This is a genomic window from Actinomycetospora sp. NBC_00405, from assembly GCF_036044095.1.
In the GTDB taxonomy this organism is placed as follows: domain Bacteria; phylum Actinomycetota; class Actinomycetes; order Mycobacteriales; family Pseudonocardiaceae; genus Actinomycetospora; species Actinomycetospora callitridis.
On sequence record NZ_CP107938.1, the window covers coordinates 4,824,596 to 4,844,434 of the forward strand.

23 protein-coding genes are annotated in these 19,839 nt (G+C 75.5%); 17 read left to right on the top strand and 6 right to left on the bottom strand.

The features are described 5' to 3' along the window. The 10 genes from OG774_RS23880 to OG774_RS23925 all read left to right on the top strand — a co-directional run bounded on the left by OG774_RS23880 (position 1) and on the right by OG774_RS23925 (position 7,239). Positions 1 to 1,641 (top strand): uroporphyrinogen-III synthase, encoded by a 1,641-nt coding sequence (locus OG774_RS23880; protein ID WP_328304858.1) that lies wholly within the window; start codon positions 1 to 3, stop codon positions 1,639 to 1,641. A 77-nt stretch (positions 1,642 to 1,718) separates the two neighbouring features. Next, the gene (gene hemB / locus OG774_RS23885; RefSeq protein ID WP_328304859.1) at positions 1,719 to 2,693 is read left to right on the top strand and encodes a porphobilinogen synthase; all 975 of its coding nucleotides are present in this window, start codon (positions 1,719 to 1,721) and stop codon (positions 2,691 to 2,693) included. 2 nt (positions 2,694 to 2,695) lie between these two features. Continuing rightward, the gene (locus OG774_RS23890; RefSeq protein ID WP_328304860.1) at positions 2,696 to 3,133 is read left to right on the top strand and encodes a hypothetical protein; all 438 of its coding nucleotides are present in this window, start codon (positions 2,696 to 2,698) and stop codon (positions 3,131 to 3,133) included. Beyond that, positions 3,130 to 3,603: a hypothetical protein gene (locus OG774_RS23895; RefSeq protein WP_328304862.1), complete on the top strand. Its 474-nt coding sequence runs from the start codon at positions 3,130 to 3,132 to the stop codon at positions 3,601 to 3,603. The genes OG774_RS23890 and OG774_RS23895 overlap by 4 nt, the downstream gene beginning before the upstream one ends. Continuing rightward, positions 3,600 to 3,980, top strand: a complete 381-nt coding sequence (locus OG774_RS23900; protein WP_328304863.1) for a hypothetical protein — start codon at positions 3,600 to 3,602, stop codon at positions 3,978 to 3,980. Before OG774_RS23895 ends, OG774_RS23900 begins: the two co-directional genes overlap by 4 nt. Continuing rightward, positions 3,977 to 4,324 carry a hypothetical protein gene (locus OG774_RS23905; protein ID WP_328304864.1) on the top strand — a complete coding sequence of 116 codons (348 nt, stop codon included), beginning with the start codon at positions 3,977 to 3,979 and terminating at the stop codon, positions 4,322 to 4,324. Before OG774_RS23900 ends, OG774_RS23905 begins: the two co-directional genes overlap by 4 nt. Before the next feature lie 61 nt (positions 4,325 to 4,385). Next, positions 4,386 to 5,702, top strand: coding sequence for a glutamate-1-semialdehyde 2,1-aminomutase (gene hemL, locus OG774_RS23910; RefSeq protein WP_328311119.1), 1,317 nt, complete (start codon positions 4,386 to 4,388; stop codon positions 5,700 to 5,702). A gap of 5 nt (positions 5,703 to 5,707) precedes the next feature. Further along, on the top strand, positions 5,708 to 6,334 hold the full coding sequence (locus OG774_RS23915) for a histidine phosphatase family protein (protein ID WP_328311122.1): 627 nt from the start codon (positions 5,708 to 5,710) through the stop codon (positions 6,332 to 6,334). Continuing rightward, positions 6,335 to 6,910, top strand: a complete 576-nt coding sequence (locus tag OG774_RS23920) for a TlpA family protein disulfide reductase (protein WP_328304865.1) — start codon at positions 6,335 to 6,337, stop codon at positions 6,908 to 6,910. It abuts the gene before it with no gap. Between the two features lie 26 nt (positions 6,911 to 6,936). Then, positions 6,937 to 7,239: a zinc-ribbon domain-containing protein gene (locus tag OG774_RS23925; protein WP_328304866.1), complete on the top strand. Its 303-nt coding sequence runs from the start codon at positions 6,937 to 6,939 to the stop codon at positions 7,237 to 7,239. Between the two features lie 38 nt (positions 7,240 to 7,277). Here OG774_RS23925 and OG774_RS23930 read toward each other — a convergent pair whose 3' ends face one another. Then, positions 7,278 to 7,466 (bottom strand): hypothetical protein, encoded by a 189-nt coding sequence (locus OG774_RS23930; RefSeq protein ID WP_274194474.1) that lies wholly within the window; start codon positions 7,464 to 7,466, stop codon positions 7,278 to 7,280. Positions 7,467 to 7,815: 349 nt separating this feature from the next. Between OG774_RS23930 and OG774_RS23935 the strand changes: the two genes are divergently transcribed. From OG774_RS23935 to OG774_RS23950, 4 genes are all read left to right on the top strand, one after another. Then, positions 7,816 to 8,655: a cytochrome c biogenesis CcdA family protein gene (locus OG774_RS23935; protein ID WP_328304867.1), complete on the top strand. Its 840-nt coding sequence runs from the start codon at positions 7,816 to 7,818 to the stop codon at positions 8,653 to 8,655. Between the two features lie 23 nt (positions 8,656 to 8,678). Next, positions 8,679 to 10,418 carry a cytochrome c biogenesis protein ResB gene (resB, locus tag OG774_RS23940; RefSeq protein WP_328304868.1) on the top strand — a complete coding sequence of 580 codons (1,740 nt, stop codon included), beginning with the start codon at positions 8,679 to 8,681 and terminating at the stop codon, positions 10,416 to 10,418. After that, entirely contained in the window at positions 10,408 to 11,400 is a 993-nt protein-coding gene (ccsB, locus tag OG774_RS23945; RefSeq protein WP_328304869.1) for a c-type cytochrome biogenesis protein CcsB, read from the top strand. The genes resB and ccsB overlap by 11 nt, the downstream gene beginning before the upstream one ends. A gap of 107 nt (positions 11,401 to 11,507) precedes the next feature. Further along, the gene (locus OG774_RS23950) at positions 11,508 to 12,839 is read left to right on the top strand and encodes a MinD/ParA family ATP-binding protein (RefSeq protein ID WP_328304870.1); all 1,332 of its coding nucleotides are present in this window, start codon (positions 11,508 to 11,510) and stop codon (positions 12,837 to 12,839) included. A 67-nt stretch (positions 12,840 to 12,906) separates the two neighbouring features. Here the strand turns inward: OG774_RS23950 and OG774_RS23955 are convergent, their stop codons facing one another. Next, positions 12,907 to 13,167: a hypothetical protein gene (locus OG774_RS23955; protein WP_328304871.1), complete on the bottom strand. Its 261-nt coding sequence runs from the start codon at positions 13,165 to 13,167 to the stop codon at positions 12,907 to 12,909. 251 nt (positions 13,168 to 13,418) lie between these two features. Then, positions 13,419 to 13,622, bottom strand: coding sequence for a BldC family transcriptional regulator (locus tag OG774_RS23960; protein WP_274190891.1), 204 nt, complete (start codon positions 13,620 to 13,622; stop codon positions 13,419 to 13,421). Positions 13,623 to 13,827: 205 nt separating this feature from the next. On the opposite strand from OG774_RS23960, the gene OG774_RS23965 reads away from it, so the two are divergent. Beyond that, on the top strand, positions 13,828 to 14,184 hold the full coding sequence (locus OG774_RS23965; protein WP_328304872.1) for a DUF4229 domain-containing protein: 357 nt from the start codon (positions 13,828 to 13,830) through the stop codon (positions 14,182 to 14,184). A gap of 32 nt (positions 14,185 to 14,216) precedes the next feature. Here the strand turns inward: OG774_RS23965 and OG774_RS23970 are convergent, their stop codons facing one another. The 3 genes from OG774_RS23970 to OG774_RS23980 all read right to left on the bottom strand — a co-directional run bounded on the left by OG774_RS23970 (position 14,217) and on the right by OG774_RS23980 (position 17,335). Then, positions 14,217 to 15,089 (bottom strand): 1,4-dihydroxy-2-naphthoate polyprenyltransferase, encoded by an 873-nt coding sequence (locus OG774_RS23970; protein ID WP_328304873.1) that lies wholly within the window; start codon positions 15,087 to 15,089, stop codon positions 14,217 to 14,219. A gap of 24 nt (positions 15,090 to 15,113) precedes the next feature. Further along, on the bottom strand, positions 15,114 to 16,361 hold the full coding sequence (locus OG774_RS23975; RefSeq protein WP_328304874.1) for a hypothetical protein: 1,248 nt from the start codon (positions 16,359 to 16,361) through the stop codon (positions 15,114 to 15,116). 305 nt (positions 16,362 to 16,666) lie between these two features. Beyond that, entirely contained in the window at positions 16,667 to 17,335 is a 669-nt protein-coding gene (locus tag OG774_RS23980) for a DUF998 domain-containing protein (protein WP_328304875.1), read from the bottom strand. Between the two features lie 162 nt (positions 17,336 to 17,497). Between OG774_RS23980 and OG774_RS23985 the strand changes: the two genes are divergently transcribed. Then, complete coding sequence (locus tag OG774_RS23985) at positions 17,498 to 17,821, top strand: YciI family protein (RefSeq protein WP_328304876.1); 324 nt, start codon at positions 17,498 to 17,500, stop codon at positions 17,819 to 17,821. Next, positions 17,818 to 19,773, top strand: a complete 1,956-nt coding sequence (locus OG774_RS23990) for a DUF6596 domain-containing protein (protein ID WP_328304877.1) — start codon at positions 17,818 to 17,820, stop codon at positions 19,771 to 19,773. Before OG774_RS23985 ends, OG774_RS23990 begins: the two co-directional genes overlap by 4 nt. The last annotated feature ends 66 nt before the right edge of the window (positions 19,774 to 19,839 follow it).

Consider the following 19,839-nt stretch of genomic DNA (forward strand, 5'->3'; position numbering starts at 1 on the left):
ATGACAGCACCCTCGACGACCGCCGGCCGGGTCGCCTTCGTCGGCAGTGGACCCGGAGACCCGGGTCTTCTGACCGTGCGCGCCCGCGACGCCCTCGCCGCGGCCACACTCGTCGTGGCCGACCGCGGCGTGCCCGCGGACGTCCTCGGGCTGCTGCCCTCGACGACGACGGTCCGCCCGGTCGGGCACGCCGACGACCCGGCGGCCGGCGGACCGGCCACCGACGCCGTGGTCGCGCCCGGTTTCGCGGCCGACGATCCCGCCGCCACGAGCGGACCCGCGCCCGCCGACCCCGCCACGCTGGCGGAGACCGTCGTCGGCGAGGCCCGCAGCGGCGCCTCGGTCGTGCGGCTGGTCGTCGGCGACCCGCTGGTGCGCCCCGACATCGTCAGCGAGGTCCGCGCCGTCGCGGCGGCCGGCGTGCCGTTCGACGTCGTCCCGGGCATGCCCGCCGACACCGCGGTGCCCACCTACGCGGGCGTCGCCCTCGGCCCGGCCCACACCTCGGTGGACATCACCGCAGGCGAGGCCATCGACTACGCCGCCCTCGCCGTGGCCCCCGGCCCGCTGGTCCTGCAGGCCACCGCGGCCGAGCTCGCCGGCGCGTCGGCCCGCCTCGTCGAGAACGGCTGGAAGCCCGGCACCCCCGCCCTCGTCACCGCGGGCGGCACCGGCTCCCGGCAGCGCACCGTCGAGACGAGCCTCGACAAGCTCGCCGCCGACGGCGCCGAGCTCGAGGGCCCGCTCGTCGTCACCCTCGGCGACGCCGTCACCGACCGCGCCACCCTCTCCTGGTGGGAGTCGCGCGCCCTCTACGGCTGGCGCGTGCTCGTGCCGCGCACCAAGGACCAGGCGGGCGCGATGAGCGACCGCCTGCGCGTGCACGGCGCGGTGCCCGAGGAGGTGCCCACCATCGCGGTGGAGCCCCCGCGGAGCCCGGCGCAGATGGAGCGCGCGGTCAAGGGCCTGGTCGACGGGCGCTACCAGTGGGTCGTGTTCACCTCGGCCAACGCGGTGCGCGCCGTGTGGGAGAAGTTCGGCGAGTTCGGGCTCGACGCCCGCGCGTTCTCCGGCGTCCGGATCGCCTGCGTCGGCGAGGCGACGGCGGACGTCGTGCGCTCGTTCGGCGTGCACCCCGAGCTGGTGCCTGGCGACGAGACCGAGCAGTCCTCCGAGGGCCTGCTCGACGTGTTCCCGCCGCACGACGACGTCCTCGACCCGGTGGACCGCGTCCTGCTCCCGCGGGCCGACATCGCCACCGAGACCCTGGCCGAGGGCCTGCAGCAGCGCGGCTGGGAGATCGACGACATCACCGCGTACCGCACCGTCCGGGCGGCGCCGCCGCCCGCGCCGGTCCGCGAGGCGATCAAGACGGGTGGCTTCGACGCGGTGTGCTTCACCTCGTCGTCGACGGTGCGGAACCTCGTCGGCATCGCCGGCAAGCCGCACGCCCGCACGATCGTCGCCTGCATCGGCCCGAAGACCGCGGAGACCGCGGTCGAGTTCGGGCTGCGCGTCGACGTGAAGCCCGACACCGCGGACGTGCCGTCCCTGGTCGAGGCGCTGGCGTCGCACGCCAACAAGCTGCGGGCGGAGGGCGCCCTGCCCCCGCCCCGCAAGACCAAGGCCCGCAAGCGCTAGCTTGGCGCTCCGCGCTCGTGGGTGGCCGTCCGTGCGAGGCCACGGACGGCCGCCCACAGGTCCGAAGGACGAACCGCATGTTCCCCACAGATCGTCCCCGCCGTCTCCGGGCCACCCCCGGGATGCGCCGGCTCGTCGCCGAGACCGACGTGCGCCCACGGCACCTCGTGCTGCCGGTGTTCGTCGCCGAGGGTCTCGACGCCCCGCGCCCGATCACGTCGATGCCCGGGGTCGTCCAGCACACCCGTGACTCGCTGCGCAAGGCGGCCGCCGAGGCGGCGGCGGCCGGTCTCGGCGGGATCATGCTGTTCGGCGTCCCGGCCCGGCGCGACGCGGTCGGGTCCGGCGGCACCGACCCCGAGGGCATCCTCAACGTCGCCCTGCGCGACGTGCGGGCCGAGGTCGGCGACGCGATGCCGGTCATGGCCGACACCTGCCTCGACGAGTTCACCGACCACGGCCACTGCGGCGTGCTCGACGACGAGGGCCGGGTGGACAACGACGCCACCCTGCCGATCTACGGGCAGATGGCCGTCGCGCAGGCCGACGCCGGCGCCCACGTCGTCGCGCCGAGCGGGATGATGGACGGCCAGGTCGGCGTCATCCGGTCCGCGCTCGACGAGGCGGGCCACCGCGACACCGCGATCCTCGCCTACTCCGCGAAGTACGCCAGCGCGTTCTACGGCCCGTTCCGTGAGGCCGTCGACTCGCAGCTCCAGGGCGACCGCCGCACCTACCAGCAGGACCCGGCCAACGCCCGCGAGGCGGCGCGCGAGGCGGCGCTCGACCTCGACGAGGGCGCCGACATGGTGATGGTCAAGCCGGCCATGGCCTACCTCGACGTCCTGCGCCGGGTCGCGGACTCCTCAGACGTCCCGGTCGCCGCGTACCAGGTCTCGGGGGAGTACGCGATGATCTCGGCCGCGGTCGAGCGCGGCTGGCTCGACCGCGAGCGCACGATCGTCGAGACGGTCACCGGCATCCGCCGCGCCGGCGCCGACATCGTCCTGACGTACTGGGCCACCGAGGCCACCGCCTGGCTGGACGGGTGACGGTGACCGACCACGCGCGGTCCGACGCGGAGCGGGACCTCACCCCGCCCGAGGAGGAGCCCGGACGCCCCGGGCTGGTCACCGCCGCCGTCGTGCTGTGGATCGTGCTCGGTGCGCTGATGATCGGCACGGCCCTGCTGTTCGGCCTGGGCCTCGCGTTCGGCACGGCCGACGCCGGCACCGGCCCGGCCGCCGTGGTCGCCGCCATGGGGGTGCTCGCGGCGGGCGGCGTCGGCACGATCGTCGCGGCCCGCCGGGCCGGGCGCGGTTCCCGGCGCGCGCGCACCGTCCTCACCGCCGTCGGCGTGGTCCTCGCCGCGGTCGGCCTCGTGCAGGTCACGTTCCTCGGGGTGGGCGGGGCGTGGTTCGTCGCGTTCGTCGCCGGGGCGGTGCTGCTCCACCTGCCCGCGGCCCGCGCGTGGTTCGGCCGGTTCCGGTGACCGCCGGGGACGCCACCGCGACCGACGAACCGGTCCTCTACGCCGAGACCGGGTCGCGGCCCTGGGTGCTGCTGTTCGGCCCGGTGCTCGCGGCGGCCGGGATCGGGCTCGAGAGCCTCGCCCCCGGCGGCCCGTCGTTCGCGCTGTGGCTCGGCGTCGGCCTGCTCGTGTTCCTCTACACGCTCGTGCTCGTCCGCAGCAGGCGGCGCTTCCTGCGGGTCGAGCTCACCCCGTCGACGCTGGTCCAGGGCAGCACCCGGCTGCCGATGTCGCAGGTGACGTCGCTGCGCCCCGCCGACGAGGACCACCACGGCCTGCGGGTCCTCGGCGACGGGCCCGTGGTGCCCCGCCGGCTGACGCCCGTCGTCCTGCGCCTGAGCGACGGCACCCGGGCGGTGGCCTGGGCCCGCGACGGCGACGCGCTCCGGCAGGCGATCGGCGACCTGCTGCGCGCGCGGGCCTCGTCGTGAGGCGCGCCGTCCTGCTCGCCGTGGCGACGGTGGTGCTCGCCGTCGCGGCGGTCGTGCTGCTCGTCGCCGGGGTGGACGTCCGCGAGACCACCGGCGGCCTGCTGGTCACCCCGATCCGCCAGCTACACCTCGTCGGCGGCCTCCTGCTCGCGGGCACGGCCGCCGGGGTCGCGGCGGTGCTCACCGCGCTCGTCGCGGTCCCCGCGCTCCGGGCCGCCCGCGCGCCCGCCGACACGACGGCACCGGCGGCACCGGCGGCACCGGCCGCACCGACGCCCGTCGACGCTCCCGTCCCGGACGAGGTCCCCGCTCACCCGGCCGAGGCGGACGACGCCGACCACGCCACGACCTCCCCGGGATCCGATCGCCGTTCGTGATCGCCTCCGGGGTGATCTGCGTCGTGTCCTCCCGTCCGGGGCGGCGCGGCTGCGCCGGGCCCGAGGGCACCACGGTGAGCTACACGCGGTGGAACACCGCGGGCGACGTGAGCACCGAGGCCAACGCGCGCGGCGCACAGCCGGGCGGCGCGGCGGCCTGGAACGCGCCGGGCGGAGGACGCCTCGGCCCCCTGGTGCAGACCGAGGACGGCGGTCCGTGCCGGACCTTCGTGGGCTGGGACGCGGTCGCCTACTCGATCGAGGTCGCCGGCCCGTCGTGCGAGGCGGTCGACCGCGCGGTCACCGCGCTCGCGCCCCCGCCGCTGGAGTCGCTCCCGGCCTGACGGGCCTGGCGGGCCCCAGGTCGCGGCGGCTGGGAGACTGGGTGCCGTGACCCGCACAGCGATGACGAGCCCCGGGACGTCCGACGTCGGGCGCAGCGCGGACCTCTTCGCGCGCGCCGAGCAGGTGGTGCCGGGAGGGGTGAACTCCCCGGTCCGCGCGTTCCGGTCGGTCGGCGGCACCCCCCGCTTCATGGTGGCCGGCTCCGGGCCCTGGCTCACCGACGCCGACGGCCACCGCTACGTCGACCTGGTCAGCTCCTGGGGCCCGATGATCCTCGGGCACGCGCACCCCGCCGTGGTCGAGGCGGTGCGCGAGGCCGCGTCCGCCGGGCTCTCGTTCGGGACGCCGACGATCGGCGAGGTCGACCTCGCCGAGGAGCTCGTGCGGCGCGTCGAGCCCGTCGAGCAGGTGCGCCTGGTCAACTCCGGCACCGAGGCGACGATGAGCGCGGTGCGGCTGGCCCGCGGGTTCACCGGGCGCAGCGTGGTGGTCAAGTTCGCCGGCTGCTACCACGGTCACGTCGACGCGCTGCTCGCCGAGGCGGGCTCGGGCGTCGCGACGTTCGGGCTCCCCTCGTCGCCGGGCGTCACCGGCGCCCAGGCGACCGACACCGTCGTCCTGCCCTACAACGACCTCGACGTCGTCGCCGCCGTGTTCGCCGAGCGCGGGCCCGAGATCGCGTGCGTGATCACCGAGGCGGCCGCGGGCAACATGGGCGCGGTCGCCCCCGACGACGGCTTCAACGCCGGGCTCAAGCGCCTCTGCCAGGCGCACGGGGCGCTGCTGGTGATCGACGAGGTGATGACCGGCTTCCGGGTCTCGGCGTCCGGTTGGTACGGCCTCGAGGGGGTCGCCGGCGACCTCTACTGCTTCGGCAAGGTCATGTCCGGCGGCCTGCCCGCCGCCGCGTTCGGCGGCCGCGCGGACGTCATGGGCCACCTCGCGCCCGCCGGCCCCGTGTACCAGGCCGGGACGCTGGCCGGGAACCCCGTCGCGGTCGCGGCCGGGCTCACGACGCTGCGCCACGCGACGCCCGAGGTCTACACGGCGCTGGACGCGAACGCCGACCGCCTGCACGGCCTGGTCACCGACGCGCTCTCCGCGGCCGGGGTCGTGCACACCATGCAGCGGGCGGGCTCGCTGGTGTCGGTCCGCTTCGCCGACGAGGTGGGGCGCAACTACGACGACATGAAGGCCGCCGAGACCTGGCGCTTCCCGCCGTTCTTCCACGCCCTGCTCGACGCCGGGGTGTACTGGCCGCCGAGCGTCTTCGAGGCGTGCTTCATCTCCGCCGCGCTCGACGACGACGCGTTCTCGGTGATCGCCGACGCGCTGCCCGGCGCGGCGCGGGCGGCGGCCGCGGCGACGGCGCCGTGAGCCCCTTGCGCACCACGGTCCACCTGGTCCGCCACGGCGAGGTCCACAACCCCGAGGGCATCCTCTACGGCCGCCTGCCCGGCTACGGGCTCTCGCACGCCGGCCGCGAGCACGCGCACCGGGCCGCCGAGCACCTGGCCGGCGCCGACGTCACCGCGCTGCTCGTCTCCCCGATGCAGCGGGCGCAGGAGACGGCGGTGCCCCTCGCCGAGCAGCTCGGCCTGGAGCCGATCACCGAGGACCGGCTGATCGAGGCCGGCAACGCCTTCGAGGGCCTGCACGTCGGGGTCGGCGACGGCGCGCTGCGCAGGCCGGAGTACTGGCCGTTGCTGCGCAACCCGTTCACGCCGTCGTGGGGCGAGCCGTACCTCGAGATCGCGCACCGGATGCTCGGCGCCGCACACCGCGCGCGGGCGCTCGCGGCGGGGCACGAGGCGGTCTGCGTGTCGCACCAGCTGCCCATCTGGACCCTGCGCCGCTTCCTGTCCGGCGAGCGCCTGTGGCACAACCCGACGCACCGCCAGTGCTCGCTGGGGTCGGTGACCAGCTTCGTCTTCGACGACGAGAGCCTCGTCGACATCGCCTACGCCGAGCCCGGCGGCGTCTCGGACCCGACGGCGACGGGCGCCTGAGTGCGTGCCCTGCTGCTCGTGCTCGCGGGCCTGCTCGTGCTCGCCGGGTGCTCGTCGTCGCCGTCGGACGGGGCGTTCGTGTTCGGCGGCACCGGCGGGCGCACGACCGTCACCTACGACCCGCCCGAGACCCGGGGCGTCCTGCCCGCCCTCGGGGGCGAGAGCCTGCTCGAGCCCGGGCGGGAGCTGTCCACCGACGCCTTTCGCGGCCAGGTCGTGGTGCTCAACGTGTGGGGATCGTGGTGCGGGCCCTGCCGCGCCGAGGCACCCGCCCTCGACCAGGTCGCCGAGGCGTCCGCGCCGCGCGGGGTGCAGTTCCTCGGGATCGACGTCCGCGACCAGCGCGACGCCGCCGCCGACTTCGTCCGCGACCGCGGCGTCGTCTACCCGTCGATCTTCGACCCGCCGGGTCGCTCCCTGCTCGTGCTGCGCGGCTACCCGCGCAACGCGGTGCCGTCGACGATCGTGCTCGACCGCTCCCACCGCGTGGCCGCGGTGTTCCTCACCGCCGTCCTGGCCTCGGACCTGCAGCCCGTGGTCGACCGCATCGCCGCCGAGCCCGCCCCCGCCAGCTGACGCTGTACCCAGGCCGAGGAGCCGCTGTGATCATCTTTGGGACGCGCCGCACGGTGCAGCAGCTCGCGATGGTGCTGCTGACCTGCGTCAACTGTCACCGGTCGGCGGCGAACGCCGTGCTGAAGCTGGTCACGAAGTTCACGCTCTTCTTCATCCCGCTCTTCCCCGTCCGCGTGCGGTACAGCACGCAGTGCACCGCCTGCGGCTTCGCGATGACCGTCGACAAGGCCCAGGCCGAGCAGCTCGCACAGCTGCCGCCCGCGGGTGCGACGCCCCCGTACCCCCCACAGCAGTACCCCCAGCAGCAGTACCCCGGCGCCCACGGCTGACGACCGGACCCTCCGGCCCGGTCGTCAGCCGCGGGGTCTCACCCGCTGCGGCGGGCGGCGAAATCCGCGCGGGCGTGCGCGGGCTTGGTGTGCTCGCGCGGACCGGTGGCCCGCGGCGCCGTGCGGGTGGTGCCCCCGCCGGCCTGCCGGCCGCGGGCGGCGGCCCGTCGCTCGGCGCGGTTGGCCGGGGGCGTCTCGGCCGGGGATGTCGGGACGGTGCTTCGCATGGAGACCTCCTGGGAGTGTGCGGGCGGGACGCCGCCGGCGCCGGGAGATCAGGCAGCCGTGAGGGCTGCCTGATCACGCCCGGGGTGCAGAGCACCGCGACCGGGCGGCGGGAGGGGCAGCAGGGTGGGCGCGGGACCGGAGCGGTCCCGGCGTCTCAGGAGTGGATGTCCACGGCGGGAACGGTAGGAGCGACCCCGCCGGGTGCGCCACCGAATTACCACGGACGCTTCGGTTCCCGAAGCATCACGCTCGGACGAGCGCTCCGGCGGCACGATCTACGACACATCGTCGGAGATCGGTCCCCGTGCTCACGCGCGTGCGACCGGGGCGTCCTACCCTGGAGTCGCCATGAACCTGACCGAGGTGGCCACCTCCGGCCCCGTCCTGCTCGCCGTGCTGCTTTCCGTGGCGGCCGGCGCGGTCAGCTTCGCGTCGCCGTGCGTCGTGCCGCTGGTGCCGGGCTACCTCGCCTACCTCGCCGGTCTGGTCGGCGCCGACGCGCCGGCGGTGACCGAGGACGAGGTGAAGGCCCAGGACGCCGAGCGCCGCGCCGCGGTCACCGGCGAGCTCCCGGTGGCCACCGCGACCCCGCGCCGGCTGCGCCGCTGGCGGGTCGCCGGGGCGGCGTGCCTGTTCGTGCTCGGCTTCACCGTCGTCTTCGTCGTCGGCCTCGGGTCGATCGTCTGGCTGGCCGACGCGCTGCTGGCCAACGAGGCGCTCCTGCAGCGGATCGGCGGCGTCGTCACCGTCGCGATGGGCCTGGTCTTCCTCGGCCTGGTCCCGGCGCTGCAGCGCGACACCCGCCCGCACCGGGTGCCGCAGCTCGGGCTCGTCGGCGCGCCCCTGCTCGGCGCGACGTTCGGCCTGGGCTGGACGCCGTGCCTCGGGCCGACGCTCGCCGGGGTGGTCGCCCTGGCCAGCGGCACCGACGCGGGCAGCGCCGGCGTCCGGGGCGTCGTGCTGCTGCTCGCCTACTGCGTCGGCCTCGGCGTGCCGTTCGTGCTCATCGCCCTCGGCGCCGGGCGCGCGGTGCGGGCGCAGGCGTGGCTGCGGAACCACAGCCGGCGCATCCAGGTCGTCGGTGGTGTCGGCATGATCGTCGTGGGCCTGCTGCTCGCCACCGGCCTCTGGGCCGAGATCATCGCCCTGCTGCGCGGTCCCATCGCCGGCTTCTCCACTCCCCTGTAGGCCTCCCCGATGACCACCACGCGATGACCACCACGCTGCCGAAGGCACCCGCCGGGGACGCCGGCCCGCCGCCGTCCGGTCCGAGCCGCGCCCAGCGCGCGCTCGCGCTGGCCCGCAACACCTGGCGCGGCCTGACCAGCATGCGCACCGCGCTGATCCTGCTGTTCCTGCTCGCGGTGGCCGCGCTGCCCGGGGCCGTGCTGCCCCAACGCACCCCGAGCCCGAACGCCGTCGAGGACTACCTCGCCCAGCACCCGACGCTCGGCCCGGTGCTCGACGACCTCGGGTTCTTCGACGTCTTCGCCACGCCGTGGTTCTCGGCGGTCTACCTGCTGCTGTTCATCTCGCTCATCGGCTGCCTGGTCCCGCGGTCGATCGAGCACGCGCGGAGCCTGCGCGTCGAGCCGGTCGCCGTGCCGCGCAACCTCGCCCGCCTGCCCCACCACGCGCAGAGCACCTCCGACGACGACCCGGACGCCGTCGTGGAGGCGGCCCGCCGGCGGCTGCGCGGCTGGCGCACCGTGGTGCGCTCCGAGCCGGGCGGCGTGCGCACGATCTCGGCGGAGAAGGGCTCGCTGCGCGAGGTCGGCAACCTGGTGTTCCACCTCAGCCTCGTCGCCCTGCTCGGCGGCATCGCGATCGGCAAGATCCTGGGCTACGAGGGCCAGGTCATCGTCATGGCCGACGGCAGCGAGTTCTGCAACTCCGGAATCTACGCCTACGACTCGTTCCGTCCCGGCCTGCAGGTCGACGGCACCGGGCTGGATCCGTTCTGCCTGACCGTCGACGGCTTCCGCGCGACGTTCCGACCCGACGGGCAACCCGACTCGTTCGACGCCGCGATCCGCTACCAGGACGGCGAGGCCGTGCAGAGCGGCGCCGACGCCTGGGTGCCCGACGACCTCGCGGTGAACGACCCGCTGCGCGTCGACGGCGAGCGCGTCTACCTGCTCGGGCACGGCTACGCGCCCCGGTTCACGGTGACCTTCCCCGACGGCCAGCAGCGCGTCGGCCTGGTGCAGTGGCGTCCGGTCGACCAGGCGACGCTGCTGTCCGAGGGCGCGACGAAGATCGACCCGCCGGGGGTCACCGACGAGGCGCAGCGCCGGCGCTCCCAGCTCGCGATCACCGGCTTGTTCGCCCCGACCTCGTCCGGCGGCGGGCTCGTGACGTCGGTGTTCCCGGCGCTGAACAACCCCGAGGTCGCCGTCGACGTGCTGCGCGGCGACCTGGGGCTCGACTCCGGCCGCGCGCAGTCGATCTTCTCGGTGGACCAGGGCATGGTCGACCAGGGCCGGCTGGTGCGCGTGGCGCGGGAGAACATCAAGCCCGGCGGCGAGATCACCCTCGACGACGGCACCCGCATCCGCTTCGACGGCGTCGAGAACTGGGTGTCGCTGCAGGTGTCGCACGACCCGGGGCAGACGGCGGTGCTGATCACGGCGATCGCGCTGCTCGGGGGCCTGACGCTGTCGCTGACGGTGCGTCGCCGGCGCTTCTGGGTGCGCGCGGCCCCCGCACTGCCGCCTACGACAGGTGGTCGTACGGTGGTGACGCTCGGCGGGCTGGCACGCACGGACCGCGCGGGCTACGGCGAGGAGTTCGGGCGGCTCGCGGCCGAGCTGGGCGCGCGGGGCGAGGCGGAACCCGACCACGCCATGCCCGACCCGGCCGTCCCCGAGGAGTCCGTGCCGCCCGACGCGACGCAGGAACCGTCGGTGGACGCCGACGGAGAGGACCGGGAGGACCCCGATGGTCGTTGACGCGCAGCTCGGCCAGTTCGGCGACCTGCTGTTCGAGTCCGCGCTCGGCGTCTACGTGCTGGCGATGATCCTGCACGCCGTCGAGCACGCGCTCCTGCGGCGTCCGGCGCGGGCCGAGGAGTCCGCGCGGGAGCCCGTCGGCGCGGCCGTGGGCGGTGGCACGACGAGGACCGCCGACGTGACCGACGCCCCCGGGAGCACCCCCGCCGGCACCGCGCCGCCCCGTTCCCGCGCCGAACGGTTCGGGCGCATGGGGGTCTCGCTCACCGTCCTCGGGTTCGCCCTGCACCTGGCGATGCTCGTGGTCCGCGGGTTCGCCGCTCAGCGGGTCCCCTGGGGCAACATGTACGAGTTCACCGCCGCGATCTGCCTGGTCGCGGTGGGGGCCTGGCTGGTCGTGCTCCGTCGCCGCCCCGAGCTGCGCCGCCTCGGTGTCTTCGTGCTGCTGCCCGTGATCATCCTGATGTTCCTGGCCGGCACGGTGCTCTACACGCAGACCGCGCCCGTGGTGCCCGCCCTGCGCTCGTACTGGCTCGCGATCCACGTCTCCGCCGCCGTCATCGCCTCGGGCATCCTGCTGCTGGCCGGCGTCAGCAGCGTCCTGTACCTCCTGCGGGCCGCGCACGAGAACACCCCGACCCGCCTGGCGTGGGCCGCGCGGCTTCCGGGCGCCGACGTGCTCGACCGCGTCGCCTACCGTGCCACGGCGCTGGCCTTCCCGATCTGGACGTTCGCGGTGATCACCGGGGCGATCTGGGCCGAGGCCGCCTGGGGCCGCTACTGGGGCTGGGACCCCAAGGAGACCACCGCGCTCGTCGCCTGGGTCGTCTACGCCTGCTACCTGCACGCGCGGTCCACCGCCGGCTGGCGCGGCCGCCGCGCCGCGGTGATCAACGTGGTCGGCTTCGCGGTGATGGTGTTCAACCTGTTCTTCGTCAACCTCGTGGTCACGGGCCTGCACTCGTACGCCGGGGTCGGCTGACCGGAGACGCAGCGGAGCGGAGTCGACCATCGACTGCGTTCCGGTCGTTCGGATCTCCACGACGGGATACGGTCTGGCGCGCCACGCGACGAGGGAGGGGCCGCCAGATGGAAGCCACGGACGACGACGAGTCGCCTGCGACACCTCCGTCGTCCTCGCCGCCGGCGCCGACCCCAGCCCCGACCTCGGCGCCGACCTCCTCCGACGAGACGCCGAGCGGATCGTCCGAGACCGCGTCCACGAACGGCACCCCGGCCGCCCCGGCGGACTCCCCGGAGACGACGCGTCGGGTCGACACGGCCGAGGCCGCCCGCGGTGACGCCGCCCAGCCCCGCCACGCGGCCGTCGACGCGCGCGCTGGTGCCGCGCCCCCCAGCAGCGCCGCAGCCCCGCTCGCCGGCCCCGTGCCGGGTGGGCGCACACCGCTCTCCGGCCGCTTCACGACGCCGGGCCGCGGCGCCCACGCCCCGCAGGAGCCGAACGGTCCCGCGAGCTACGACCTGTCGTCGGCGCAGCTCCTGCGGCCCAGCAAGCGCCCGCCGCAGACGGGCTGGCGGCGCGCGCTGTTCGTCGGCAGCGGCGGCCTGGTCAACCCGGGGGAGAGCGCCGGGGACGCCGCGCGTCGGGAGCTGATCGCGCGCGTCAACCAGCCGCTCCACGGCTGCTACAAGATCGCGATGCTGAGCCTCAAGGGCGGCGTCGGCAAGACCACGATGACGACGACGCTCGGGTCGACGTTCGCGTCCCTGCGCGGCGACCGCGTGATCGCCGTGGACGCGAACCCGGACCGCGGCACGCTGAGCCAGAAGATCCCGCTCGAGACCACGGCGACCGTGCGCCACCTGCTGCGCGACGCCGACCGTGTGCGGCGCTACTCCGACGTCCGCGCCTACACCTCGCAGGGTCCGTCCCGCCTGGAGGTCCTCGCCAGCGAGCAGGACCCGGCGGTCTCCGAGGCGTTCAGCGAGGTCGACTACCGGCGCACGGTGACGCTGCTCGAGCACTTCTACAACGTGGTGCTCACCGACTGCGGCACCGGACTCATGCACTCGGCGATGAAGGGTGTCCTCGACGTCGCGGACTCGCTGCTGATCGTCTCGTCAGCGTCGATCGACGGGGCGCGCAGCGCGTCGGCCACCCTCGACTGGCTCGACGCGCACGGCTACCGCGACCTGGTGTCCCGGTCGGTGGCCGTCATCAACTACGTGCGGCGGTCGTCGGGCAACGTCGACCTCGACCGCGTCTCGGACCACTTCGCCGCCCGCTGCCGGGCCGTCGTGCGGCTGCCGTTCGACCCGCACCTCGAGGAGGGCGCCGAGATCGAGCTGGACAAGCTCGCCGCGCGCACCCGCGCGGCGCTGCTCGAGCTCGCGGCCACCGTCGCCGACGACTTCGGCCGGGCCGGGTCACGGGTGCGGCGCCCGATGATCCCCCGATAGAGGGACCCCCACACACGCCACGAGGGGCGCCCCGCGGACCGGGGCGCCCCTCGTGGGAGGTCGTGTTCTAGGTGGAGGGCGGGTCCTCGCGCTCCGGGCGCTGGATCCGCTCGTCGAGCGAGCGCAGGAACTCCGGGTCGTCGTCCGGCGCGACCGGGCGCTGCGGGCGACGCGGAGAGGCCTGGCGGGTGGGGCCGGTCGGCGCGTCCTCGACCATGCCGCCAGGACCGCCGTCGTGTCCGGCCTGGGCCGCCTGGGCGGCCATCACCTTCCACAGCAACGTCCCCACGACGACCAGGACAAGCACGGCCACGAGGAACGGGATCACTCGGACGCCTCCAGCATCTTCGACGTCACCGGCCGCGGATGCTCCACGGACCGGGCGTCCACCACGTTACCGGTCGGACCGGAAGTCCGCGTGACGTGCGCGAGGTGGACGTCGGGTGACGGTCGGGTGCCCGGGACGAGCGGGAGCCGTGTCACGGGGCGCCTCCTGAGGTCGGACGGAGCGGATCCCCACCGACGCCGTCGCGGCGCCGCCGACCGGCGGCCGTCCGGCCGCCGGTCGTGCCGGGTCGGCTAGCGGTGCGCCTCGCTGGTCAGGCCGTCGAGCAGGGTGCGGACCTCGGACTCGCGGAAGCGGCGGTGGCCACCCGGGGTGCGGATGGAGCCGATGCGGCCCGCGGACGCCCAGCGCGTGACGGTCTTCGGGTCGACGCGGAACATCGCCGCGACCTCGCCGGGGGTCATCAGTCGCTCGCCGGCCTCGTGAGTGATGGTCATGTCACTCCACCTTCCCTGTCGCCACGGGTGCCCGCCCGACCGCCGAATGACGGGAGCGGACACAACGCGGCGAATCGTGACACCGGACCCCGTACGTACTCGAACGCTTGTATCCAGGTAAAGAGAGCACAAAGGGCGAAACGGACGACTCCGGCGCCCGCAGGCTGCGGGCGCGGAGGCCTCGTCGCGCGCCTACCCTGGTGCCGTGACCTCGCCGAATCCCGCTCCCGGGCCCGCCGAGGGTGTCCGGGACGACACCGCCGACAGCCCCTCCGGCGCCACCGGCACGCCCGGTGGCGTCGCGCTCGCGGTCGCTCTCTACGTCGGCGCACGCCTGCTCGTCGTCGCGGTGATCGCGGGCGTGCTCGTGCTCGTCGGCCTGCCGCTGCTCGTGTCGCTGCTGATCGCCATCGTCGTGGCCCTGCCGCTGTCGCTGTTCCTGTTCCGCGGGCTGCGGGCCCGGCTCGCCGCCGAGGTCGACGCGGCGACGGCGTCGCGCCGGGCCCGTCGCGAGCAGCTGCGGGCCGAGCTCCGGGGGGACGTCTCCGGGGAGGAGTCCTAGGTCAGCGCCTGGGTCAAGGCCTGGGTCAAGGCCTAGGTCAAGGCCAGGCCCAGGGCCGTCGCGGCGGACCACACCAGCAGCCCGAGCGCGGTGTCGCGCAGCACGGGGATCAGGTCCCGGCCGGTCGACCCGGCGAGCACGCGCCGCAGCCCGGGCACGAGCAGCGCCAGCGCCAGGAGGCCGGCCAGCGCGCCCCAGGCCCGCAGGCTGAGCACGAGCGTCATGCCGAGCGGGACCACGACGAGCGCGGCGTAGAGCACGCGGGTGTCGCGGTCGCCGAGCACCACGGCGAGGGTGCGCTTGCCGGTCTCGACGTCGGAGTCGATGTCGCGCAGGTTGTTGGCGACGAGGACCGCGCAGGCGAGCAGACCGACGCCCACCGAGGCGCCGATCCCGAGGCCGCTGGCGCGGCCCGTCTGCACGTACTCGGTGCCGAGCACCGCGACCGGCCCGAAGAAGACGAACACCGCGAGCTCGCCCAGTCCGCGGTAGCCGTACGGGCGCGAGCCCCCGGTGTAGAACCAGGCGCCGAGCAGGCACACCGCGCCGACGACGATCAGCCACCAGTGCCCGCTGTAGAGCGACAGCACGACGCCGGCGAACGCGCCGAGGCCCAGGCAGAGCATCGCGGTGCGCTTGACCACGTACGGCTGCGCCACCCCGGAGCCCACGAGACGCAGCGGGCCGACGCGGTCGTCGTCGGTGCCCCGCACGCCGTCGGAGTAGTCGTTGGCGAAGTTCACGCCGATCACGAAGGACACCGAGACGATCAGCGCGAGCACGGCGGCCACCGGGTCGAACCCGGCGACCCCCGCGGCCGCCCCGGAGCCCGCGAGCACCGGGGCGATCGCCGTGGGCAGCGTGCGGGGACGCGCGCCCTCCACCCATTCGCCGACGGTCGCCACGCCCGGCGACTTTACCGACGTGCGCTAGGTGCAGGGCGGTACCGGCGGCGCGCCCTGGATCCACGCGGCCGGGACGTAGCGCTCCGGCCGGGTGCGCAGCCAGAGGTTGCTGGTGCCCTGGGTGCCGGTGACGGAGGTGCCCGCGACCTGGCACTGCACCTCGACCTGGGCGCCGTCGCCGACCACTCCGCCGTCGGGCGCCGCGGCGTCCGGCGTCGCGCGTTCCACGACCGGACCGGCGCCGGCGGTGACCGCCCGTCCCAGCGCCGCGGACTTCGCGGTCCAGAGGTAGTCGACGGTGACGAACGCGTTGTCGCGCAGGCCGAGGCCCCAGAAGGTGCCGTCGGCGAGGTCGATGCCCGCGGGGTTCTTCACCTGGCGGCCGAAGCCGTCGCGTCCGCCGTTGTACTTGTTCTCGAACGCGGCCTGGGCCTGCGGGCGGCCCTGCGGCAGGTCCTTCCACTGCTGGCGCTGGTTCGACGGGTTCCAGTAGTCGTCCTTGGTGTTCCAGGGCCCGACGTCCCACACCGGCACGGTCGCGCAGCGCCCGCCCGCGGCGCAGACGCGCACGCTGTAGTCGCCGCGCCCGTTCGGGGAGAGCGCCCGGCGCGAGGGCAGCGCGGCGAACTGGTCGTTCGGCCTGATCCGGTGCCCGTTGGCGGTGATGCCGCCGACGAGGCCCTCGCGGGTGGCGAAGACCCGGTAGCTGGCCCGCGGGGCGATCGTGCGCGGCCCGGTGGGCACCTCGTCGGCGAGGACCTCGAGACTGCGCACCACCGGTCCGGCCGAGCCGGTCGGGGCGAGCATCGCGAGCCGCACGGCCACGGTGCGCGTGGGCTCGGGGAGCACCGCGGGGGAGCCCGGCTCGGCGGGCAGCCACTCGCTCCACTGCCCGTCGGCGTCCTGCCCGCGCACGTCGACCGCCACCTGGGACCCGGGCGGGACGTCGCCGGTGACCGGCGCGTCGATCCGGTTGACCGGGGTCGCGAACTGGTGGGCGCCGAGGTCGAGCAGGCCCTGGCGCTCGGCGCCGCGCAGCGCGGCCGGGCCGGTCTCGGTGCCGTCGCGCATGGTGCTCAGGCGGGCGGTGCCGTCGGTGATCGCGACACCGGTCGACGTCCCGGCCAGCGGGGGCGCCCAGCGCTGCGGGCCCTCGTCGTCCGGCGCGGCCTGCGTGTGCGGGCGGGTCGGCGGCGGAACGCCCGGATCGGCGCTCGCCACCGGAGCGAGGGTCGCGAGGGACAGGGCGGTCGTCAGGACGCCGGTGGCCACGACGAAGCCTGTCCGTCGCGTCCGCCGCGCCCGGACGACCCGCTCCGCGGAGGGCTGGAGTCGAGTCGTATCGGTGCGCACGGTGCAGTGAACGGCGAGCTCACGGGCCGCGGTGTCCGGTTCGGCGGAGATCCGCTCGATGGGTTGTCATCCGGTCGAGTGCTTCACCACCCGTACGGCGCGCCTCCACGACGTCGGCGCGTGCGTGGTGCAGACGCACGGGGACCGAGGGGCTCCTGTGGGTGATCACGCGCCGAACCCCTCCGGCACACCGTGCACCGGAGGGGTCGGTCGTCCGCGGGTGATCAGACCTCACGGCGCACCAGGGCGGCGACCCCGGCGACGGCGAGCATCGCGGCGATGGCACCGACCGCGAGGGTCAGGGTGCCGGCGGCGCCGCCGCCCATCGCCCAGCCCCAGCCGAGCGCCAGGGAGAGGCCCGCGACGCGGCAGGCGATCGCGAGGCGCCGGCGTCCGGCGCGGGTGAGGTGGCGGGCCAGGACGAAGCAGGCGGCGATGAGCGACGTGAAGCTGACGGTGCCGGCGACCATGTGGCCGACCGCGTGCCAGGAGACGATCGGCAGGTCGTCGGGCGTGCCGACGGGGAAGTTCGCTCCCGGGTCCATGACGAGGAACCCGGCCGCGACCAGTCCGATCCCCGCGGCGGCCACGAGCCGGGGCGCCCGGACGCCGCCCGGGGTGCCGTGCAGGGCGGTGCGGAGCCCGAGGGCCCCGACGACGGCCAGGACGCCGGCGACGACGAAGTTGGTGATCTGCAGCCACCCGAGGTCGCCGGTGGACAGCAGGCTCAGCGGGTGGCGCAGGATGTCGAACCCCGCGCGGGTGGCGGCCTGGGCGACCGACACCGCGGCCCAGAGCGGGAAGCCGACGGCCAGCGCGGCGAGCTGCCGGCGGGTGCGGACGTCGGCGGCGCCGGTGGTGGTGACGGCGGGGGCGACAGCGGTCGTGGTCATCTCGGGTGCCTCTCTGGGGACCTGCCGGATCGGACTCTCGCCACCACGTCGTCCGAACTGATACGACAGGGATCGTCGCCGTTCCCTGTCGCATCGGCCCGGACGACGTGGAGCCGTCAGCACCCCGCACCACCGAGAACCACCGAGATCGAGGAGAACCCGATGCGCTACCTGATGACCACCGGCCAGAACAGCCGGCAGGCCGACGAGGCCCTGTTCGCCGAGATGGGCGCGTTCATCGAGGAGATGACCGCCGCCGGCATCCTCATCGCCACCGGCGGCCTCGAGCCCGGCGGCGTGAAGGTCACGTCGGTCGGCGACGAGATCACCGTGACCGACGGGCCCTTCGTCGAGGCGAAGGAGGAGATCCTGGGCTTCGCCCTGGTCGAGGTCTCCTCCCACGAGGAGGCGCTCGAGGTCTCGCGGCGCTTCCGGCGGATCGTCGGTGACGGCGACAGCGTCCTGCACCGGGTCATGGGTCCGTGACCCCCGCGCGTATGGGCGGACTGCACGCCCGGGTGGACGCGGTCTGGAAGCTCGAGTCCGCCAAGATCGTCGCCGCCCTCACGCGGATGGTGCACGACGTCGGCCTGGCCGAGGAGCTCGCGCAGGACGCCCTCGTCGCGGCGCTGGAACAGTGGCCGGACGAGGGCGTCCCCGCCAACCCGGGCGCCTGGCTCACCGCCGTCGCCAAGCGGCGCGCCGTCGACCACCTGCGTCGCGAGGGCCGCGCCGAGCGTGCCCACGCCGAGATCGCCCACGCGGACGAGTCCGACGGCGAGAGCGCCGGTGCGGGCGGTGACACGGGTGACGACGAGACCGACGTCCTGCGCCTGATGTTCCTGTCGTGCCACCCCGTGCTGCGCACCGAGGGACGCCTCGCGCTGACCCTGCGCCTGCTCGGCGGCCTGGACGTCGCCGAGATCGCCCGCGCCTTCCTCGTCGACGACGCCACGATCAGCCGGCGGATCGCCGACGCGAAGCGGACGCTCGCCGAGGCCGGGGCCGAGTTCGCGATGCCCGGGCGCGACGAGCTCGCCGCGCGGCTGTCGTCGGTGCTCGAGGTGGTCTACCTCGTGTTCAACGAGGGCTACGCGGCCACTTCGGGGCAGGCCCTGGTGCGCACGGACCTCTGCGGGCAGGCCCTGCGTCTCGGGCACCGGCTCGCCGCGCTCGCGCCGTCCGAGCCCGAGGTGCACGGCCTGGTGGCGCTCATGGAGCTGCAGGCCTCGCGGTCGGCGGCGCGCACCGGCCCCGGGGGCGAGCCGATCCCGCTGCACGAGCAGGACCGCGGGCGCTGGGACCCGGTGCACGTGCGGCGCGGCTTCACGTCGATGCTGCGGGCGCGCGACCTCGGCGGGACTCCCGGGATCTACGTCCTGCAGGCCGCGGTCGCCGTCTGTCACGCGCAGGCCCGGCGCCCCGAGGACACCGACTGGACGGCGATCGCCGCGCTCTACGACCGGCTCGCCGCGCTCCTGCCCACGCCGGTGGTCGCGCTCAACCGGGCCGTCGCCGTCGCCCGCGCGCGGGGACCGGAGGCCGGGCTGGCACTCGCCGACGCCCTGCGCGACGACCCCCGCCTGCGCGACTACCACCTGCTGCCGGGCGTCCGCGCCGATCTGCTGGGCCGCCTGGGCCGCCACGACGAGGCGCGCCGGGAGTACGCCCGCGCGGCCGCGCTGACCCGCAACGACGCCGAGCGCGCCTACCTCGACGCCCGGGCCGCGGATCCGGGCGGGACGACCACGGCGCCGACCGTCGACGACCGCGCCGCCGCGTTCCTCGACGGTCTCGAGCCCCCCGCGCGCCGGGCCTACGGCCAGACCCTGCGCCGGCTGGCGCGCGGGCTCGGCGGCACCACCCCGCTCGACGCCGTCACCGGCGACGAGGTCAGCCGCGTGCTCGTGACCACCTGGGGCGGGGCGGCCGCCGCGACGTGGAACCGGCACCGCGCCGCGGTCCGCTCGTTCGCCGCCTGGCTCGACCGCCCCGATCTCGCCGAGGGCCTGGAGCGCCGCGACCCCGACCGCGTGCCGGCCCCACCGCTGGACCCCACGCGGGTCGCGGCGCTGTGCGACGACCCCGCGGTGCCCGTCCGCGAGCGCGCGCTGTGGTCGCTGCTGCACGAGTCCGGGGCGCCGGTCCGCGCCGTGCTCGCCCTCGACGTCGACGAGCTGGACCGGGACGACCGGTGCGCCGGCGCCGTCACCTGGCGCGCCCGCACCGCGCGCCTGCTCGACGTCCTGCTCGAGGGGCGCACCCGCGGCCCGGTGTTCCTCGCCGACCGCCGCCCGGGGCCCGCCCGCACCCCCGCCACGGCGGACCGGTGCCCGGACACGGGTCGCACGCGGCTGTCCTACGAGCGGGCCGAGTACCTGTTCACCCGGGCGACCGGACGGGACGCGACGCTGCGCCTGCTGCGTCCGCGGCGCTGATCTCCGCCGGGCGGGCGGTGCCCTCCTCGCTTGGTGCATCGAGGAGTCGAGCAGGCGGACCGTGTC

Coding starts and splice junctions, on each gene's coding strand:
- OG774_RS23880 (WP_328304858.1), top strand. CDS start 1: ATGACAGCACCCTCGACGACCGCCGGCCGGGTCGCCTTCGTCGGCAGT.
- hemB (WP_328304859.1), top strand. CDS start 1,719: ATGTTCCCCACAGATCGTCCCCGCCGTCTCCGGGCCACCCCCGGGATG.
- hemL (WP_328311119.1), top strand. CDS start 4,386: ATGACGAGCCCCGGGACGTCCGACGTCGGGCGCAGCGCGGACCTCTTC.
- OG774_RS23930 (WP_274194474.1), bottom strand. CDS start 7,466: ATGCGAAGCACCGTCCCGACATCCCCGGCCGAGACGCCCCCGGCCAAC.
- OG774_RS23935 (WP_328304867.1), top strand. CDS start 7,816: ATGAACCTGACCGAGGTGGCCACCTCCGGCCCCGTCCTGCTCGCCGTG.
- resB (WP_328304868.1), top strand. CDS start 8,679: ATGACCACCACGCTGCCGAAGGCACCCGCCGGGGACGCCGGCCCGCCG.
- ccsB (WP_328304869.1), top strand. CDS start 10,408: ATGGTCGTTGACGCGCAGCTCGGCCAGTTCGGCGACCTGCTGTTCGAG.
- OG774_RS23950 (WP_328304870.1), top strand. CDS start 11,508: ATGGAAGCCACGGACGACGACGAGTCGCCTGCGACACCTCCGTCGTCC.
- OG774_RS23960 (WP_274190891.1), bottom strand. CDS start 13,622: ATGACCATCACTCACGAGGCCGGCGAGCGACTGATGACCCCCGGCGAG.
- OG774_RS23980 (WP_328304875.1), bottom strand. CDS start 17,335: ATGACCACGACCGCTGTCGCCCCCGCCGTCACCACCACCGGCGCCGCC.
- OG774_RS23985 (WP_328304876.1), top strand. CDS start 17,498: ATGCGCTACCTGATGACCACCGGCCAGAACAGCCGGCAGGCCGACGAG.